The 12,170-nt window shown below is 59.2% G+C and carries 13 protein-coding genes; 8 read left to right on the top strand and 5 right to left on the bottom strand.

What is annotated here, in order from left to right; all coding sequences use genetic code 11:
- Positions 1 to 243: 243 nt before the first annotated feature.
- Positions 244 to 663 (top strand): CBS domain-containing protein, encoded by a 420-nt coding sequence (locus tag D4A39_RS11645; RefSeq protein WP_022984368.1) that lies wholly within the window; start codon positions 244 to 246, stop codon positions 661 to 663.
- A gap of 111 nt (positions 664 to 774) precedes the next feature.
- Here the strand turns inward: D4A39_RS11645 and D4A39_RS11640 are convergent, their stop codons facing one another.
- From D4A39_RS11640 to D4A39_RS11630, 3 genes are all read right to left on the bottom strand, one after another.
- Positions 775 to 1,188: a hypothetical protein gene (locus D4A39_RS11640; RefSeq protein ID WP_022984369.1), complete on the bottom strand. Its 414-nt coding sequence runs from the start codon at positions 1,186 to 1,188 to the stop codon at positions 775 to 777.
- Between the two features lie 51 nt (positions 1,189 to 1,239).
- The gene (locus D4A39_RS11635; protein ID WP_147393913.1) at positions 1,240 to 1,707 is read right to left on the bottom strand and encodes a hypothetical protein; all 468 of its coding nucleotides are present in this window, start codon (positions 1,705 to 1,707) and stop codon (positions 1,240 to 1,242) included.
- An 86-nt stretch (positions 1,708 to 1,793) separates the two neighbouring features.
- The gene (locus tag D4A39_RS11630) at positions 1,794 to 2,846 is read right to left on the bottom strand and encodes an NAD-dependent epimerase/dehydratase family protein (RefSeq protein WP_022984371.1); all 1,053 of its coding nucleotides are present in this window, start codon (positions 2,844 to 2,846) and stop codon (positions 1,794 to 1,796) included.
- Positions 2,847 to 3,210: 364 nt separating this feature from the next.
- On the opposite strand from D4A39_RS11630, the gene D4A39_RS11625 reads away from it, so the two are divergent.
- The 4 genes from D4A39_RS11625 (at position 3,211) to D4A39_RS11610 (ending at position 7,150) form a co-directional block, all read left to right on the top strand.
- Positions 3,211 to 4,329 (top strand): ferredoxin reductase, encoded by a 1,119-nt coding sequence (locus tag D4A39_RS11625; protein WP_119918149.1) that lies wholly within the window; start codon positions 3,211 to 3,213, stop codon positions 4,327 to 4,329.
- 10 nt (positions 4,330 to 4,339) lie between these two features.
- The gene (locus D4A39_RS11620) at positions 4,340 to 5,401 is read left to right on the top strand and encodes a fatty acid desaturase family protein (protein WP_233552469.1); all 1,062 of its coding nucleotides are present in this window, start codon (positions 4,340 to 4,342) and stop codon (positions 5,399 to 5,401) included.
- Entirely contained in the window at positions 5,394 to 6,428 is a 1,035-nt protein-coding gene (locus D4A39_RS11615; RefSeq protein WP_102791090.1) for a GGDEF domain-containing protein, read from the top strand. The genes D4A39_RS11620 and D4A39_RS11615 overlap by 8 nt, the downstream gene beginning before the upstream one ends.
- Before the next feature lie 122 nt (positions 6,429 to 6,550).
- Entirely contained in the window at positions 6,551 to 7,150 is a 600-nt protein-coding gene (locus tag D4A39_RS11610) for a GNAT family N-acetyltransferase (protein WP_102791091.1), read from the top strand.
- A gap of 59 nt (positions 7,151 to 7,209) precedes the next feature.
- Here the strand turns inward: D4A39_RS11610 and D4A39_RS11605 are convergent, their stop codons facing one another.
- Complete coding sequence (locus D4A39_RS11605; protein WP_102791092.1) at positions 7,210 to 7,782, bottom strand: HAD family hydrolase; 573 nt, start codon at positions 7,780 to 7,782, stop codon at positions 7,210 to 7,212.
- A 110-nt stretch (positions 7,783 to 7,892) separates the two neighbouring features.
- On the opposite strand from D4A39_RS11605, the gene D4A39_RS11600 reads away from it, so the two are divergent.
- Entirely contained in the window at positions 7,893 to 8,405 is a 513-nt protein-coding gene (locus D4A39_RS11600; protein WP_119918148.1) for an outer membrane beta-barrel protein, read from the top strand.
- Positions 8,406 to 8,761: 356 nt separating this feature from the next.
- Positions 8,762 to 10,372 carry an MFS transporter gene (locus D4A39_RS11595; RefSeq protein ID WP_119918147.1) on the top strand — a complete coding sequence of 537 codons (1,611 nt, stop codon included), beginning with the start codon at positions 8,762 to 8,764 and terminating at the stop codon, positions 10,370 to 10,372.
- Positions 10,373 to 10,443: 71 nt separating this feature from the next.
- Here D4A39_RS11595 and D4A39_RS11590 read toward each other — a convergent pair whose 3' ends face one another.
- On the bottom strand, positions 10,444 to 10,854 hold the full coding sequence (locus D4A39_RS11590) for a hypothetical protein (RefSeq protein WP_102791095.1): 411 nt from the start codon (positions 10,852 to 10,854) through the stop codon (positions 10,444 to 10,446).
- Between the two features lie 420 nt (positions 10,855 to 11,274).
- Here D4A39_RS11590 and D4A39_RS11585 point away from each other — a divergent pair, with 420 nt between their 5' ends.
- Positions 11,275 to 12,123, top strand: a complete 849-nt coding sequence (locus D4A39_RS11585) for a metal-dependent hydrolase (RefSeq protein WP_022985235.1) — start codon at positions 11,275 to 11,277, stop codon at positions 12,121 to 12,123.
- The last annotated feature ends 47 nt before the right edge of the window (positions 12,124 to 12,170 follow it).

The following is a 12,170-nucleotide window of genomic DNA, read 5'->3' as shown; positions in this document are numbered from 1 at the left end:
TGTTATTGGTAGCGCCTTTATTGTGACGCAGTTCCGAATGTACACAATCTTCGAGCGCAAATAAATGAATAGGCTTCAGGGGTTTGTTTAGGGCTGGCTGCTCGCGGCTCTTGCGTCGCGCCTGCGGGGAAGGTCTGGATTGTCACGCGTATGCAGAGTTGGCACGGTTCCCGCACTCATCAGAGGGTATCTGCTGCCCTGACGGCAGCCTGGCTCAACACCCGACAGACAAAGAGGTGCCTTATGGATTCGGTATCAATTAAAGACCTGATGTGTACCCGTTACGCCACTATCCGCCCGGAAATGCCGGTGGTAGAGGCCTCGGGCAACCTGATCAAGCACGATATGCTGGGCAGCCCGGTCACCGACGAGGCTGGAACATTGCTGGGCTGGATCAGTGAGCGCGAATGCCTGCAGGCCGCACTGCAGGTGGTGTATCACAACCAGCGGGTCGCCACAGTAAAGGACCTGATGCAGACCGACGTTCTCACGGTATCTGTTAGTGACGACGTGCTGACCCTGGCCCAGCAGATGCTGAATGCCAAGCCGAAGATCTACCCGGTGGTGGATGCCAGCAACAAGGTGCTGGGAGTGATCAGCCGCCGCCATATTCTGAACATGCTGGATCAGAAACTGGCAGAGCTAAGCAAAAAGGCGGGCTAGACTGTGCGCACAATAGGTGCAATTTTGCACCCGAAAAGCGCACCACAATGGATCATTGATTATTGGGGGGCGGTGATAACGCCCTGCCAACACACCTGATCGCCAGTGTGTTTAGCGCGAGCGGGTGAGTTGCATCCACACGGCCAACCCCAGCCCCCAGGCCCCGTTAACGATGAGGCCGCCGATCACTTTGCTGGCGTTCACGTCCAGGCCTTTCATGGGAAACACCACCAGCATGGCCACGGCGGTGGGGCCAATGGCACCGATGACGACGGCCCCAAGCCAATAGCGAATGCCCTGCCAGCGGCGGATCAACCACCACACAGGTAGCCCCCATACCCCACCCCAAAACGCCAGGGAGATGACCTGCGGAACGCCAAGGGGCGGCACCGGGTTCATATTCCAGGGGAAGGCCGGAATCATGCCGCCCAACCAGAACAGGGCCAAGACGCCCTGATGAAAGATCAGCGTGGCGAGAAAACCACCGGTAAAGGCCTGTAGCCACTGTTGTCGGGAATGGGCCATGGGGACTCCTGTGGACGGATCGTTGCCGCACCGAGTCTACCGGGAATGGCGCTATTTCGATAACGGCAATGTGACGATCTGGGTGATCTTGAGCCCGGCAGCCCCGTCGCTCACGAGGCTGTCAGTTTCCTGCGGATCCACGGCCACGGCCACGCCTTGCGCGGGCCGCTCGCCGGGATAATGCAGCAGCCCCATGCAGGCCCACAAGGCGGCCCGCTGGCCACCGGCCTGTCGGATCTGTTGCAGCTCCTGCCCGGAGCAAGGGGCCAGGTCGCGCAGGCTGCTGTAGCGAATCAGCTCAAGCTGCGCTGCGGTGCCGGGGCGTGAGATCAGCGGTTCGGTCATGACCCCTTGCAGGCATTCTGAGCGGATCGCCGGGGCCTGTGTGGCACAGTTTTGTACTGCGCTTACACGAAAGGCGGTGGCGTACAGCAGGTTAACGTCCTGGGGCCAACCACCACAGGCGAGCGCCAGCACCGGCAGGCCGCCCAGCATCCAGGTGATCCATCGTTTCCGCATGGTCTTTCTCATTGGTTCGCGAGGTACCCAGCTTGTCATGAGCCAGCCAGTGCGGCATCCCCCTGTTGGGGGATGCGCTGGCCGTATTAGCGGCGGCGAACCAGGCCGTCTTCCAGCACCTGTTCGAAGTGGTCCCGAAGGGTGTCATCTACCGGGCGATAGGTTACGCCCAGGGTCTGGCTGCGGCGGTTATCAAAGCGCAGCGGGTAGCCCACATTGCGGCTGATGAACTTGCGGGTCACCGGGCCCATGAACGGCCCCACGGCCCATACCACCGGCTTGGGGACTTTCATCATCGGGAATGGGTACTGCTTGCCGAACTGGCGACGCAGGCTGGCAGCGATATCCAGCATGGAGACCGATTCGCTGACCAGAATGTAGCGGCCTTCGGCCTCGGTGGTGAAGGCACCCAGCAAATGCGCCTGCGCCACTTCGCGCACATCCACCATGCCGTACACCAGATCCGGCACCCCGCTGCGCAGCTTGCCGCGTCCCATGTCGAGCAGGGTACCGATACTGGCAGAATGGCTGGCATTGGTCAGGGACGGCCCATACACCATACCCGGGTTGATGGTCACCAGATCCCAGCGGCTGCCTGGCTCACCGGTCTGGGCATCGTGGATTTTCCAGGCTTCCCGCTCGGCGGCCACCTTGGAGTACTGGTACGGGTTGTGATCCACGGTGCTGGTGGTGTTCCAGTCGGCTTCGGTGAAGGCGCTCTTGCCCTTCATGTCGGTGGCGTCGCCATACACTGACGCCACGCTGCTGGTCAGCACCACCCGCTTGAGGGTCTCGCAACGGTTGGCGGCGTTGAGCACATTGCGGGTGCCTTCTACTGCCGGGCGCACCAGCGCTTCGTTGGCATCGGTAAAGCCATCGAGCACAAACGGAGACGCGGTGTGCATGAGCACATCGCACCCTGCCATGGGGGCATCAAAACTGTCGGCATCCAGCAGATCCGCCTTGAACAGTTTCAGGGTCCCGGGGGTGACATCGGCGATGGCATGCAGGTGATCGACACTGGCAGCCTTGTGGGGGTCTCGCACCGTGGCATGAACCGTGTGGCCCGCTTCCAGCAAGTAGCGAACGATCCAGCCCGCGATATACCCGGACGCGCCGGTGACCATGACAGTAGACATTAGGGACTCCTTCATTTCACGAGCGCAGACACTAGCACGCTTGTGCCGCTTTATTGACAGCAGATCATGCCAATTTCCCGCCCGTCGCCCCCCCCCTTGAACACCGCAGGGGGTAGACAGGCAGAAGGGATTCATTTTAGTCTTGTAAACACTTGTTCACATCGGGCAGGTTATGTATTGCTGCCGTGGTGTTACGTACAGATTCGGTACAAACCTTGGATTCCTGGCCACCACCGGGAGGATACTCAAAAACGGGCATGCGCCCGCATTAACACAAGACTACAACGGAACATGGCAGCCCGCTGCCGGCCCGGCCCACCGGGCAAGCGACACCTCAGATAATGACAACGAAAGAGGAACCGTTATGCGTCAACCCACCCAGCCTGTGCCAGGGGGCTCTCCCTCCATCTGGTCTCGCCTGAGTACCCTGACCGATTATTTCGCCTGGCCGTTGCGTACCTCCCATTACCTGGAGCTGGTGAATCCGTTATGGACCACCCACAAGATGCAGGCCCGCGTGGTCAAGGTATGGGATGAAACCCGCGATGCCCGCACCCTGACCTTGCGCCCCGGCCTCAACTGGCGTGGCCACCGGGCCGGCCAGCATGTACGTGTGGGGATTCCTGCCAACGGCAAGCACTACACCCGCACCTATACGATTTCCTCTGCGCCGCAGCGCTACGACGACTGCTTTACCATTACGGTAAAGGCCATCGACAAGGCCACCATATCCCACCACATCGTTCGCAATATCAAGGTGGGTGACTACCTGCCCATCGGGCTGCCCCAGGGGGATTTTTACCTGCCCGACGCGCAGCATATTCATCCGTTGTTCATTACCGCCGGCAGCGGCATTACCCCGGCCTTCAGCATGGTGAACAGCCTGATTGCCCAGGAACGTCTGCCAGATACCTGCCACCTGCACTACGCGCCCCATGAATTCGATGTGGTGCTGGGCAAACAGCTGCGAGAGATGGCCGCGCAATACGATCGCTATCACCTGCACCTGTTGTACACCCGCGAGGAAAATCATCCCGGCAATGCGCGCTTTTCCGCCGCCCAACTGGACGCCCTGTGCCCGGACTGGAAAGAGCGGGATGTCTATGCCTGCGGCCCGCCTTCCCTGCTGGAAGCCGTGGAGCAGTGTTTCGAACAGGCCGGTTGCAGCCGCAACCTGCATATTGAACGCTTCCGCGCGCCCTTTACCGAGATTCCCGCCGATGCCGTGGGCGGCAAGGTGCGCTTTGCCCAAAGCGGTGTGGATGCCGAGGGCGACAGCGACACCCCGCTACTGAAAGTCGCCGAGGAGGCGGGCATGAATCCGCCCCACGGTTGCCGCATGGGCATCTGCCATACCTGTAACACCACGCTGGTGTCTGGCTGTGTGCGCGATCTGCGTACCGGCGAGGTATTGAACGAAGCGGGCAGCATTGTGCAGACCTGTATCTGTGCCGCTGCAGGGGATTGCGAACTGGATTTGTGAGGGAAGAATAATGCGAACCCACCAATACCCGGTCGACCTGACCGACGAACAAATCGAGGAATTTGGCCGCGAGCTGGATGCCATTCGCGATGAGGTATTCGATGACCGCGGCGAACGGGACCGGGCCTATATTCTCAAGGTCATCAAGACCCAGCGCACCCTGGCAGTGAGCGCCCGTTTCGTGATTTATGCCTCGCTGTTTTTCCTGCCGGCCTGGGGGCATGCGCTGGCGCTCTGGCCGATCATGCTGTCCCTGCTTGGGCTGGGTACCTTCATGCTCGGCATTGCCAAGATTCTGGAAAACATGGAGATCGCCCATAACGTGCTGCACGCCCAATGGGACTGGATGAAAGACCCGGAGATCCAGTCCAACACCTGGGAGTGGGACACCATGAGCCCGTCGGACCGCTGGATGCATTCGCACAATGTGGTGCACCACACCTGGACCAATGTGCTGGAGAAGGATCTGGATGTGGGCTACGGCATCATGCGGGTCACCCCCATGCAACCGTGGAAACCCGCCTACCTGCTGCAACCGGTGTACTTCATTCTGTTGATGTTGCTGTTTGAAGAAGGGGTGGCGCTGCACGAACAGGCCATTGATGATCACCTGAAAGGCAAAAACACCTTCTCGGATTTCAAACCCCTGCTGAAGCGGATCGGCTACAAGATCTGGCGTCAGGTGGCGAAAGACTATATTGCCTGGCCGCTGGCGGCCGCGCTGGTGGCCATTCCGATTTCGTTTTATGTGCCGTTTTCACCGCTGGCGGTGTTCGGCATTGTGGCGGGGGCCAATGCCGTGGCCAACCTGATTCGCAATCGCTGGCGCCGCTCGACAATAAACGCCGTAAAGACTCGCCCAGCTCTCCCGTGCAGTGCCATCGTCATGCCGGTGACTTTCCACTCTCACCCCCACCGGTGTCCCGCCCCTGAATCCTCAACACTTCTGAAATCCGGTTGGCCCGGAGTGCCGGAACAACCTTGGATCTTCAGGGTTACCCTTGGCTTTTGTTCAATTTTCAGGCGACAATGCTGCCCATTCCGAATACCAATCATGGCGGCCCATGTATAACAACCCTGGCCAGCAGCGTGAACTCGCGCGCCCGTACCGCAAGTCCCTGCTGATTGCGTTGCTGCTGATTACCTTCAGCAGTGGCCTGCTATTCGCCTGGATCAATTTGGGCCGCGGCAATGTGGTCGTCGCCGCTGCCGAGCTCATCATGGCCGCCTACTCCGTGGTGCTGTATTTCAATATTCGCCGTACCCAACGGCTGGAACTGTGGGCCTTTGCCTACCTGATCCCGTTTTTCAGTGTGATGATGGTGGCGCTGGCCTCGCCGCGTTCCACCATGAATGTGTTTGTCTGGGTGCTGTTGATTCCCATGGTGTCGCACTTGTTGCTGGGCAGGATCAAGGGGCTGGTTCTGACGGTGATTTATATGTCCATTGCCGCCGGGCTGTTCTTTTGGCGCTTTGGTGATGACCCGGAGGCCATGCAACCGGTGATTCTGGCCAACATTGGTGTGCTCACGCTTTGTCTCACGGCGTTTTCGCATGTCTATGAAATTACCCGTGAACAGAGCGAACGCCGGCTGGTAAAACTGGCGCACTCGGACGTGCTAACAGGGCTCCCTAATCGGGCGCACCTGCAAAGCCGGTTTGAGTACGAACAAGCCCGGCACCAACGGCTGAACAATCCCATGTCGCTGGTACTCCTGGATCTGGACTACTTCAAGAAGGTGAACGACCGGCACGGCCACGAGGCCGGTGACAAGGCATTGCAGCATGTGGCCAGACTACTGAAACAGCGGCTCCGCAAAACAGATCTGGCGGCACGCCTTGGCGGAGAGGAATTCTGCCTGTTACTGCCGGATACCGATGGTGACCAGGCACTGCTGGTGGCCGAGAAAATCCGCCAGCAACTGGCGGCCAGCCCCCTGACCTTTGGGGAGCACAGCATCACTCTGACCTTGAGTGGTGGTATCGCCTGTTTTGGCGAACAGGAAGGCATGGAACTCAACGCCCTGACACGCTGCGCTGACAAGAAGCTCTATTCCGCCAAATCCGCTGGCCGCAATCGCATTGCCCTGGCCCTGTAATATCACTCGCCCAGCACCGCAGGGTATACATCTGTCATCACTAGTCGCCCCCCACAGGAAACCGGCTTACCATGAGGCGAAAGTCCTGCCCTTATTGGCCCAAAGAGAAAAAGAACACGGCGATGGCAATTGCACGACACCCCGACACGGATACGCTGGCCAGCATGTTGAGCCGGGCGTTTTTCCATGATCCGCTGTTTGTCTATTTTTTTCCCGATGATAAAAAACGGGAGACCCTCTGCTGGTATACCTTCCGCTACATGCTGACCCATGGCCACAACAAGGGTGAGGTTGTCGTCACTGACAACGGCCAGGACGGTGCCGCCATCTGGTCTCCCTCCGGCACCATGCGTTATGGCTTGCTGGATCTGCTTCGCTACGGCGCGATTCGCGGCAGCCTGCGTCAGGGCCCTGCGGCCTTGCTAAGGCAACTGAAGGCACTGGACATTATGCAGGCGATGCACAAGTCCATCATTACCGAACCCCACTACTATCTTGCCGCTCTCGGCGTTGAACCCAACAAGCATGGACAAGGTCTGGGTAGCGCCCTGCTGCGCCCAACCCTGGCGACGCTGGATTCACAAGGGCTGCCCGCCTACCTGGACACCCATAACGAAAACAATGTCTCGCTTTACCGACGCTTCGGTTTCGAGATTGTTCACCATGGTTATTTGCCTGGCGGCTCCGTCATGCACTGGGCCATGTTGCGGCTGCCCCGATAAGAAATTTCCCCGGGCCGATCCCCGGAACCGGTGCCAACCTCAACGGGCACTACGCCGGTTCATAATTCGTCGAAATGATGAATGATGCGATCAGCAAGATGGCCATGCAGATTGCGACCGTCACCGTTGTAATACACACCCACCATGCCCGCGTTTCTGGCAGCCAACAGGTCGTATTTAAAATCCCCGACATAAGCGAGTGTGGCGGGGGCCATTTGCCAGTCTGCAGCGATGGACAGCAAACCCTCTGGCGCCGGTTTGGGGGGCGCGTCTTCCCGGGCCAGCCAATGGCTGATCGGGATGCCCAACCGTTCGATAGTCAGCGCGGTAATTTCCCGGGCGTTGCGGGTCAGGATGGCGGTGGGAATACCGTTGGCGGCGAGCCGCTCCAGGCAGGCTTTTGCCCCAGGCATCCAGCGGGCCTTCATGGCCCCATTGCGTTCGTGGCGCAGCACCACCTCGCGGGCCGCGGGCTGCCGATCCCGCGGCAGGGTATCGATAAATTCCAGCACGCCGATCCCTTCCGGGCAGTCCAGTTCATGGCGAATCAACGTGAAATCCAGACGGGAGTCCACCAGGGTGCCATCCATATCGAAAATGATGCCAGCGTAATCCGTGTTGGCGATCTGCATTTCGGTCATTCCTTCATTTATAGGCAGGCTTGGCTGTGTGACGCCGCCCATACACAATTGTCACAAACTGGGTAATACTGACGACGACCAACCATCAGGGAGAGATAACAATGAAACGTCTACAACAACTTATTGCAGGTGTCGCGCTGTGCTCACTGGCGCCATTATCTACCGCTGGCGTGTACATCGGTGCAGGCCTATATAACACCGCCGTTGATGAAGAAGTCGAAAACGTCAAATTCGATGACGACAATACCACGGGAGGCCTGTTCCTTGGGTGGCGTCCTATCGAGTTGGTCGGCGTAGAAGTCGGATATTATGATTTCGGTGAAATCGAAGGTGAATACAACACCAAGGTCGAAGGCGGAGCCGTGACATTTGCAGGCCTGCTCAGCTTTGAACTCGGGCCTGTAGGGCTGTATGGCAAAGGCGGGATCGCCAATACCGATTTTGATGTAAAGCACCCTCTGGGCGATGATGATGATTCATCAACAGATGCATTCGGCGGGCTGGGTGCAACCGTTGATATCATGGACAAACTGTACGTTTACGCGGAATACATGCGTTTTGATAACGAGCTGAACGTGGACATGTTCGGTGCCGGACTGCGCTTCCAGTTCTAGCAAAACACCTACCATGCCCGGCCGCTCCTTCGGCCGCCCCCTCTTCGCCTGACGGTGAAGAGGGGGAACTCAGGCTTACAGTGCCGCAAGCGCCGCGCCAACCTGCCAAACCGCCACACTGCCTGACACTTACCTGTCGATGTAACGCAGGTCAGTCGAGCTTGCCGGGCGACGCCCCTTCCAGCCCTCCCCCCTTCCGGTCATGACAGCATCATGATGAATAGAAAATCTTGAACGAATTGAACACGACGCCGGTCTGTTAACCGGCTGACTGAGACAATGCACTATTGACCTCAAGTCTGGTTGAGGATTTAGGGTCGCTATGACCTTTTGCGTTTGCAGGACCTGGAGAGACCATGACCCCCGTTGAAAAACCCGCCACCCGCCGTGAATGGCTGGGACTGGCTGTGCTGATGTTACCCACCGTGTTGCTGGCACTGGACATGACGGTTTTGCATCTGGCCGCCCCGCACCTGAGTGCCGACCTTCAGCCCACCAGCGCGGAATTGCTGTGGATACTGGATATCTACGGTTTCATGATTGCCGGCTTTCTGGTGACCATGGGCACCCTGGGTGACCGCATTGGCCGCCGCAAGCTGCTGTTGGCCGGGGCCACCGCATTTGGGGCGGCTTCCGCACTGGCCGCCTTTGCCAGCACGGCCGAAATGCTGATTGCCAGCCGTGCGGTGCTCGGCATTGCGGGCGCCACGCTGATGCCATCAACCCTGTCGCTACTGCGTAATATGTTTCAGGTGGAGCAGGAGCGGACGCTGGCGATTACCGTGTGGATGACCGGCTTCATAGTCGGCAGTGCCATCGGCCCTCTGGTGGGCGGCGCCCTGCTGGAATATTTCTGGTGGGGCTCGGTATTCCTGCTCGGGGTGCCCGTGATGCTGTTACTGCTGATTTGCGGCCCCGTGCTGTTGCCAGAGTTTCGTGATGATGAGGCTGGACGGCAGGACTGGACCAGTGCCCTGCTGTCCGTGGCGATGGTATTGGCCGTGATCTACGGCCTCAAGGACATGGCCCGCAATGGCATCACTGTGCTCCCGCTGCTCGCCATTGCACTCGGCCTGATTATTGGCGTGGCCTTTACCCGCCGCCAACGACGGCTGGCAGAACCCATGCTGGATATGACCCTGTTCGCCAACCGGATGTTCAGCACCTCGGTCGGCGCCATGATGCTGACCATCCTGGCACTCTCGGGTGCCTGGCTGATGGTGTTTCAGTATCTGCAAGGGGTCCTGGATCTGTCGCCGTTGCAGTCCGGCCTGGTCATGCTGCCACCGGCGGTGGTGCAGACAGTGGCGTCCTTGCTGATCCCCCGCCTGGTGGGGCGCGTCTCACGGCAAAAGCTGGTCAGTCTCGGCTTGCTGATGGCCGCCTTCGGGCTAGTCCTGCTGCTGCCGGTTGAGGATCCGTCAGATATCCCGCTTTTGATTGCCGGCATGACGATCATGGGGATCGGGGTGATGCCCATGATGATTCTCGGCACCGACATGGTGGTGAGTGCCGCGCCGCCGCGCAAGGCCGGCGCAGCATCGGCAACCTCGGAAACCGCCACGGAACTTGGCATGGCTCTGGGAATCGCGGTGATTGGCAGTATCGGTGCGGCGGTGTACCGCACACATATGCGCGTTGCCATGCCTGCAGACCTGCCCGATACCCTGTCACTGGCGGCCATGGATACGCTTGGCGGAGCCCTGGGGGCCGCCGCCCAGCTACCGGGTGAGACCGGGCAGACACTGATGAGCGCAGCCAAAACGGCCTTCAACCTGGCATTGCATACCAATGCGGCCATTGGTGCGGTGATTCTTGCCGGGACTGCGGCATTGGTGGCGATCCTGTTGCGAAACAGCGCACCGCCTGCGGATGATGAAGGCCACCGGGAACGGGCTGCCGAGTCAACAGCGCCTCAGCACGGCGCCATCCCGGGCGCGGTAACCGCCCCCGAAGCACAGGGATAGGTGACACGATGATCAGCGACGGCGGCGTCCTTCAGTGAAGGCGCCGCCTGTGACGACACCGGGCAAACAGGCTAGGGGCTGTCACTGATTTGCCGATCGATGAGCACCCTGTGCGGCGTATGGCTGTGCTGGTCCGGGCCAAAGGCTGCCACCAGGGTGAGACCGGGGTTGAGTCGTACCCGCTGACGAATACGGCGCTGGCTTTCGCCATTTTGATAGCTGATATCCAGGTCAAACGCGTCTTGCCCCAGGCGTTCGATCACCAACCGATAACCCTCCTCATTGGCCTGCCAGCGCTGCTGGCCCTGGTCATACAGGGAGATCAGCCAGTCTTGCCCCTCTGCCCCGGTTTCTGTGGTGACGCGCACTCCACTCACGGGGATCTGGTGGCGCTGCCAAACCAGGGTATGAAACGCCACAGCCAGTACCACCAACAGCACAATGGCGGAAATCCACAAGCGCCACTTCATCATTTTATCCATGTGAGATTCCGTGCTTTCCCATGCATCTTGATACCATGATTGGCCTAGGGAGCCTCTGAATAACGCCTTGCATGCTCAGCGTGGCATGAAGCGTGCAGCTGTTGTGTCTTGTCTCGACGGTAAGGGTGGTTCCCTTTCCTAGAGGCAAGGCGCAACAGATGTGCGCTTCAGGCCGCGCCCTTCGGGTCTTCCAGGCTGGCCCGCACTCGTTGTTGCGCTTTTTCGATGGATGGACATACAACTTCAAAATCGCGCCTAGATTGCGAACCAGCCTGAAAGACTGAGCACGCAAGGCGTTATTCAGAGGCTCCCTAGTGTTTCTTTTGCGTATCCGACTGTCACAGTGACCTTGTAATTCTGCCAAATCGAGCGCTAAGTGGAAGAGGACCACGAAGAAAGCGGCAAGGGAGTGAGATAACAATGAAAATGCACATCATGCCGGTTCGCCGGAACCTCAAGTTCCATGTGCCCGACGAGCAGGTGCTCAACTGGCACAACTGGGGCCCCACGGTCACCCAGTTCTTCAATACGCTGTCGCTGTTTTTCCCTGAGGGAGAGCGGTTCTTTATCAATAGCGTTCGCAAATACCGTGACCGGATCGACGACCCGGAATTGCAGGAAGCCGTGCGTCATTTTATTGGCCAGGAAGCCATGCACGGGCGCGAGCATGAAGACTACAACCAGAAGATGGTGGAAGCCGGATTACCGGTGGACACTCAGGAGCTGATCGTCACCAAGTTGCTGGATGCGGTGAGCCGTTATCTGCCGGACTCCATGCAACTGGCAGCGACCGTGGCCCTGGAGCATCTCACCGCCATTCTTGCTGATGTACTGTTGCGCGAGCCAGACCTGATCGACGGCTCAGACCCGGCTTACCAGAAGCTTTGGCACTGGCATGCACTGGAAGAAACCGAACACAAGGCGGTCGCGTTTGATGTGTTTGAGACGGTGTTTGGCCGTGGCCTGAAGGCCTGGCTGTTACGCTCCAGCGCACTGGTGCTGGCCACCACCATTTTCTTTGCCCTGTTTTATCCGTTCTACCTGATCAACACCTGGAAAGTTGGCCAGCTGTTCAACCTCAAGGGCTGGTGGCAATCCTTCCGGTTCCAGTGGCTGTCACCTGGCGGCCTGCGCCGGGTGATCCTTCCCTGGCTGGACTGGTTCAAGCCGGGCTTCCACCCCTGGGACCATGACAACCGCGAATACCTGGCCGAGATGGATCAGCTGATCGGCGATGTGGAAGGCTACCAAAAGGATCAGGCCGCCTGAGCCCGCGCATGGCTCCCTTGCCTTGGCAGGGAGCCATGTTAGCGGCC

This window comes from Alcanivorax profundi, assembly GCF_003597125.1.
Taxonomy (GTDB): domain Bacteria; phylum Pseudomonadota; class Gammaproteobacteria; order Pseudomonadales; family Alcanivoracaceae; genus Alcanivorax; species Alcanivorax profundi.
Note: the sequence above shows the minus strand (reverse complement) of the source record. Positions and strands in the feature narration are given on the sequence as shown.

Bases quoted from the DNA above. Each gene is read 5' to 3' on its own strand.
- D4A39_RS11645 (WP_022984368.1), top strand. From the start codon at position 244: ATGGATTCGGTATCAATTAAAGACCTGATGTGTACCCGTTACGCCACT.
- D4A39_RS11640 (WP_022984369.1), bottom strand. From the start codon at position 1,188: ATGGCCCATTCCCGACAACAGTGGCTACAGGCCTTTACCGGTGGTTTT.
- D4A39_RS11635 (WP_147393913.1), bottom strand. From the start codon at position 1,707: ATGCGGAAACGATGGATCACCTGGATGCTGGGCGGCCTGCCGGTGCTG.
- D4A39_RS11630 (WP_022984371.1), bottom strand. From the start codon at position 2,846: ATGTCTACTGTCATGGTCACCGGCGCGTCCGGGTATATCGCGGGCTGG.
- D4A39_RS11625 (WP_119918149.1), top strand. From the start codon at position 3,211: ATGCGTCAACCCACCCAGCCTGTGCCAGGGGGCTCTCCCTCCATCTGG.
- D4A39_RS11620 (WP_233552469.1), top strand. From the start codon at position 4,340: ATGCGAACCCACCAATACCCGGTCGACCTGACCGACGAACAAATCGAG.
- D4A39_RS11615 (WP_102791090.1), top strand. From the start codon at position 5,394: ATGTATAACAACCCTGGCCAGCAGCGTGAACTCGCGCGCCCGTACCGC.
- D4A39_RS11610 (WP_102791091.1), top strand. From the start codon at position 6,551: ATGGCAATTGCACGACACCCCGACACGGATACGCTGGCCAGCATGTTG.
- D4A39_RS11605 (WP_102791092.1), bottom strand. From the start codon at position 7,782: ATGCAGATCGCCAACACGGATTACGCTGGCATCATTTTCGATATGGAT.
- D4A39_RS11600 (WP_119918148.1), top strand. From the start codon at position 7,893: ATGAAACGTCTACAACAACTTATTGCAGGTGTCGCGCTGTGCTCACTG.
- D4A39_RS11595 (WP_119918147.1), top strand. From the start codon at position 8,762: ATGACCCCCGTTGAAAAACCCGCCACCCGCCGTGAATGGCTGGGACTG.
- D4A39_RS11590 (WP_102791095.1), bottom strand. From the start codon at position 10,854: ATGGATAAAATGATGAAGTGGCGCTTGTGGATTTCCGCCATTGTGCTG.
- D4A39_RS11585 (WP_022985235.1), top strand. From the start codon at position 11,275: ATGAAAATGCACATCATGCCGGTTCGCCGGAACCTCAAGTTCCATGTG.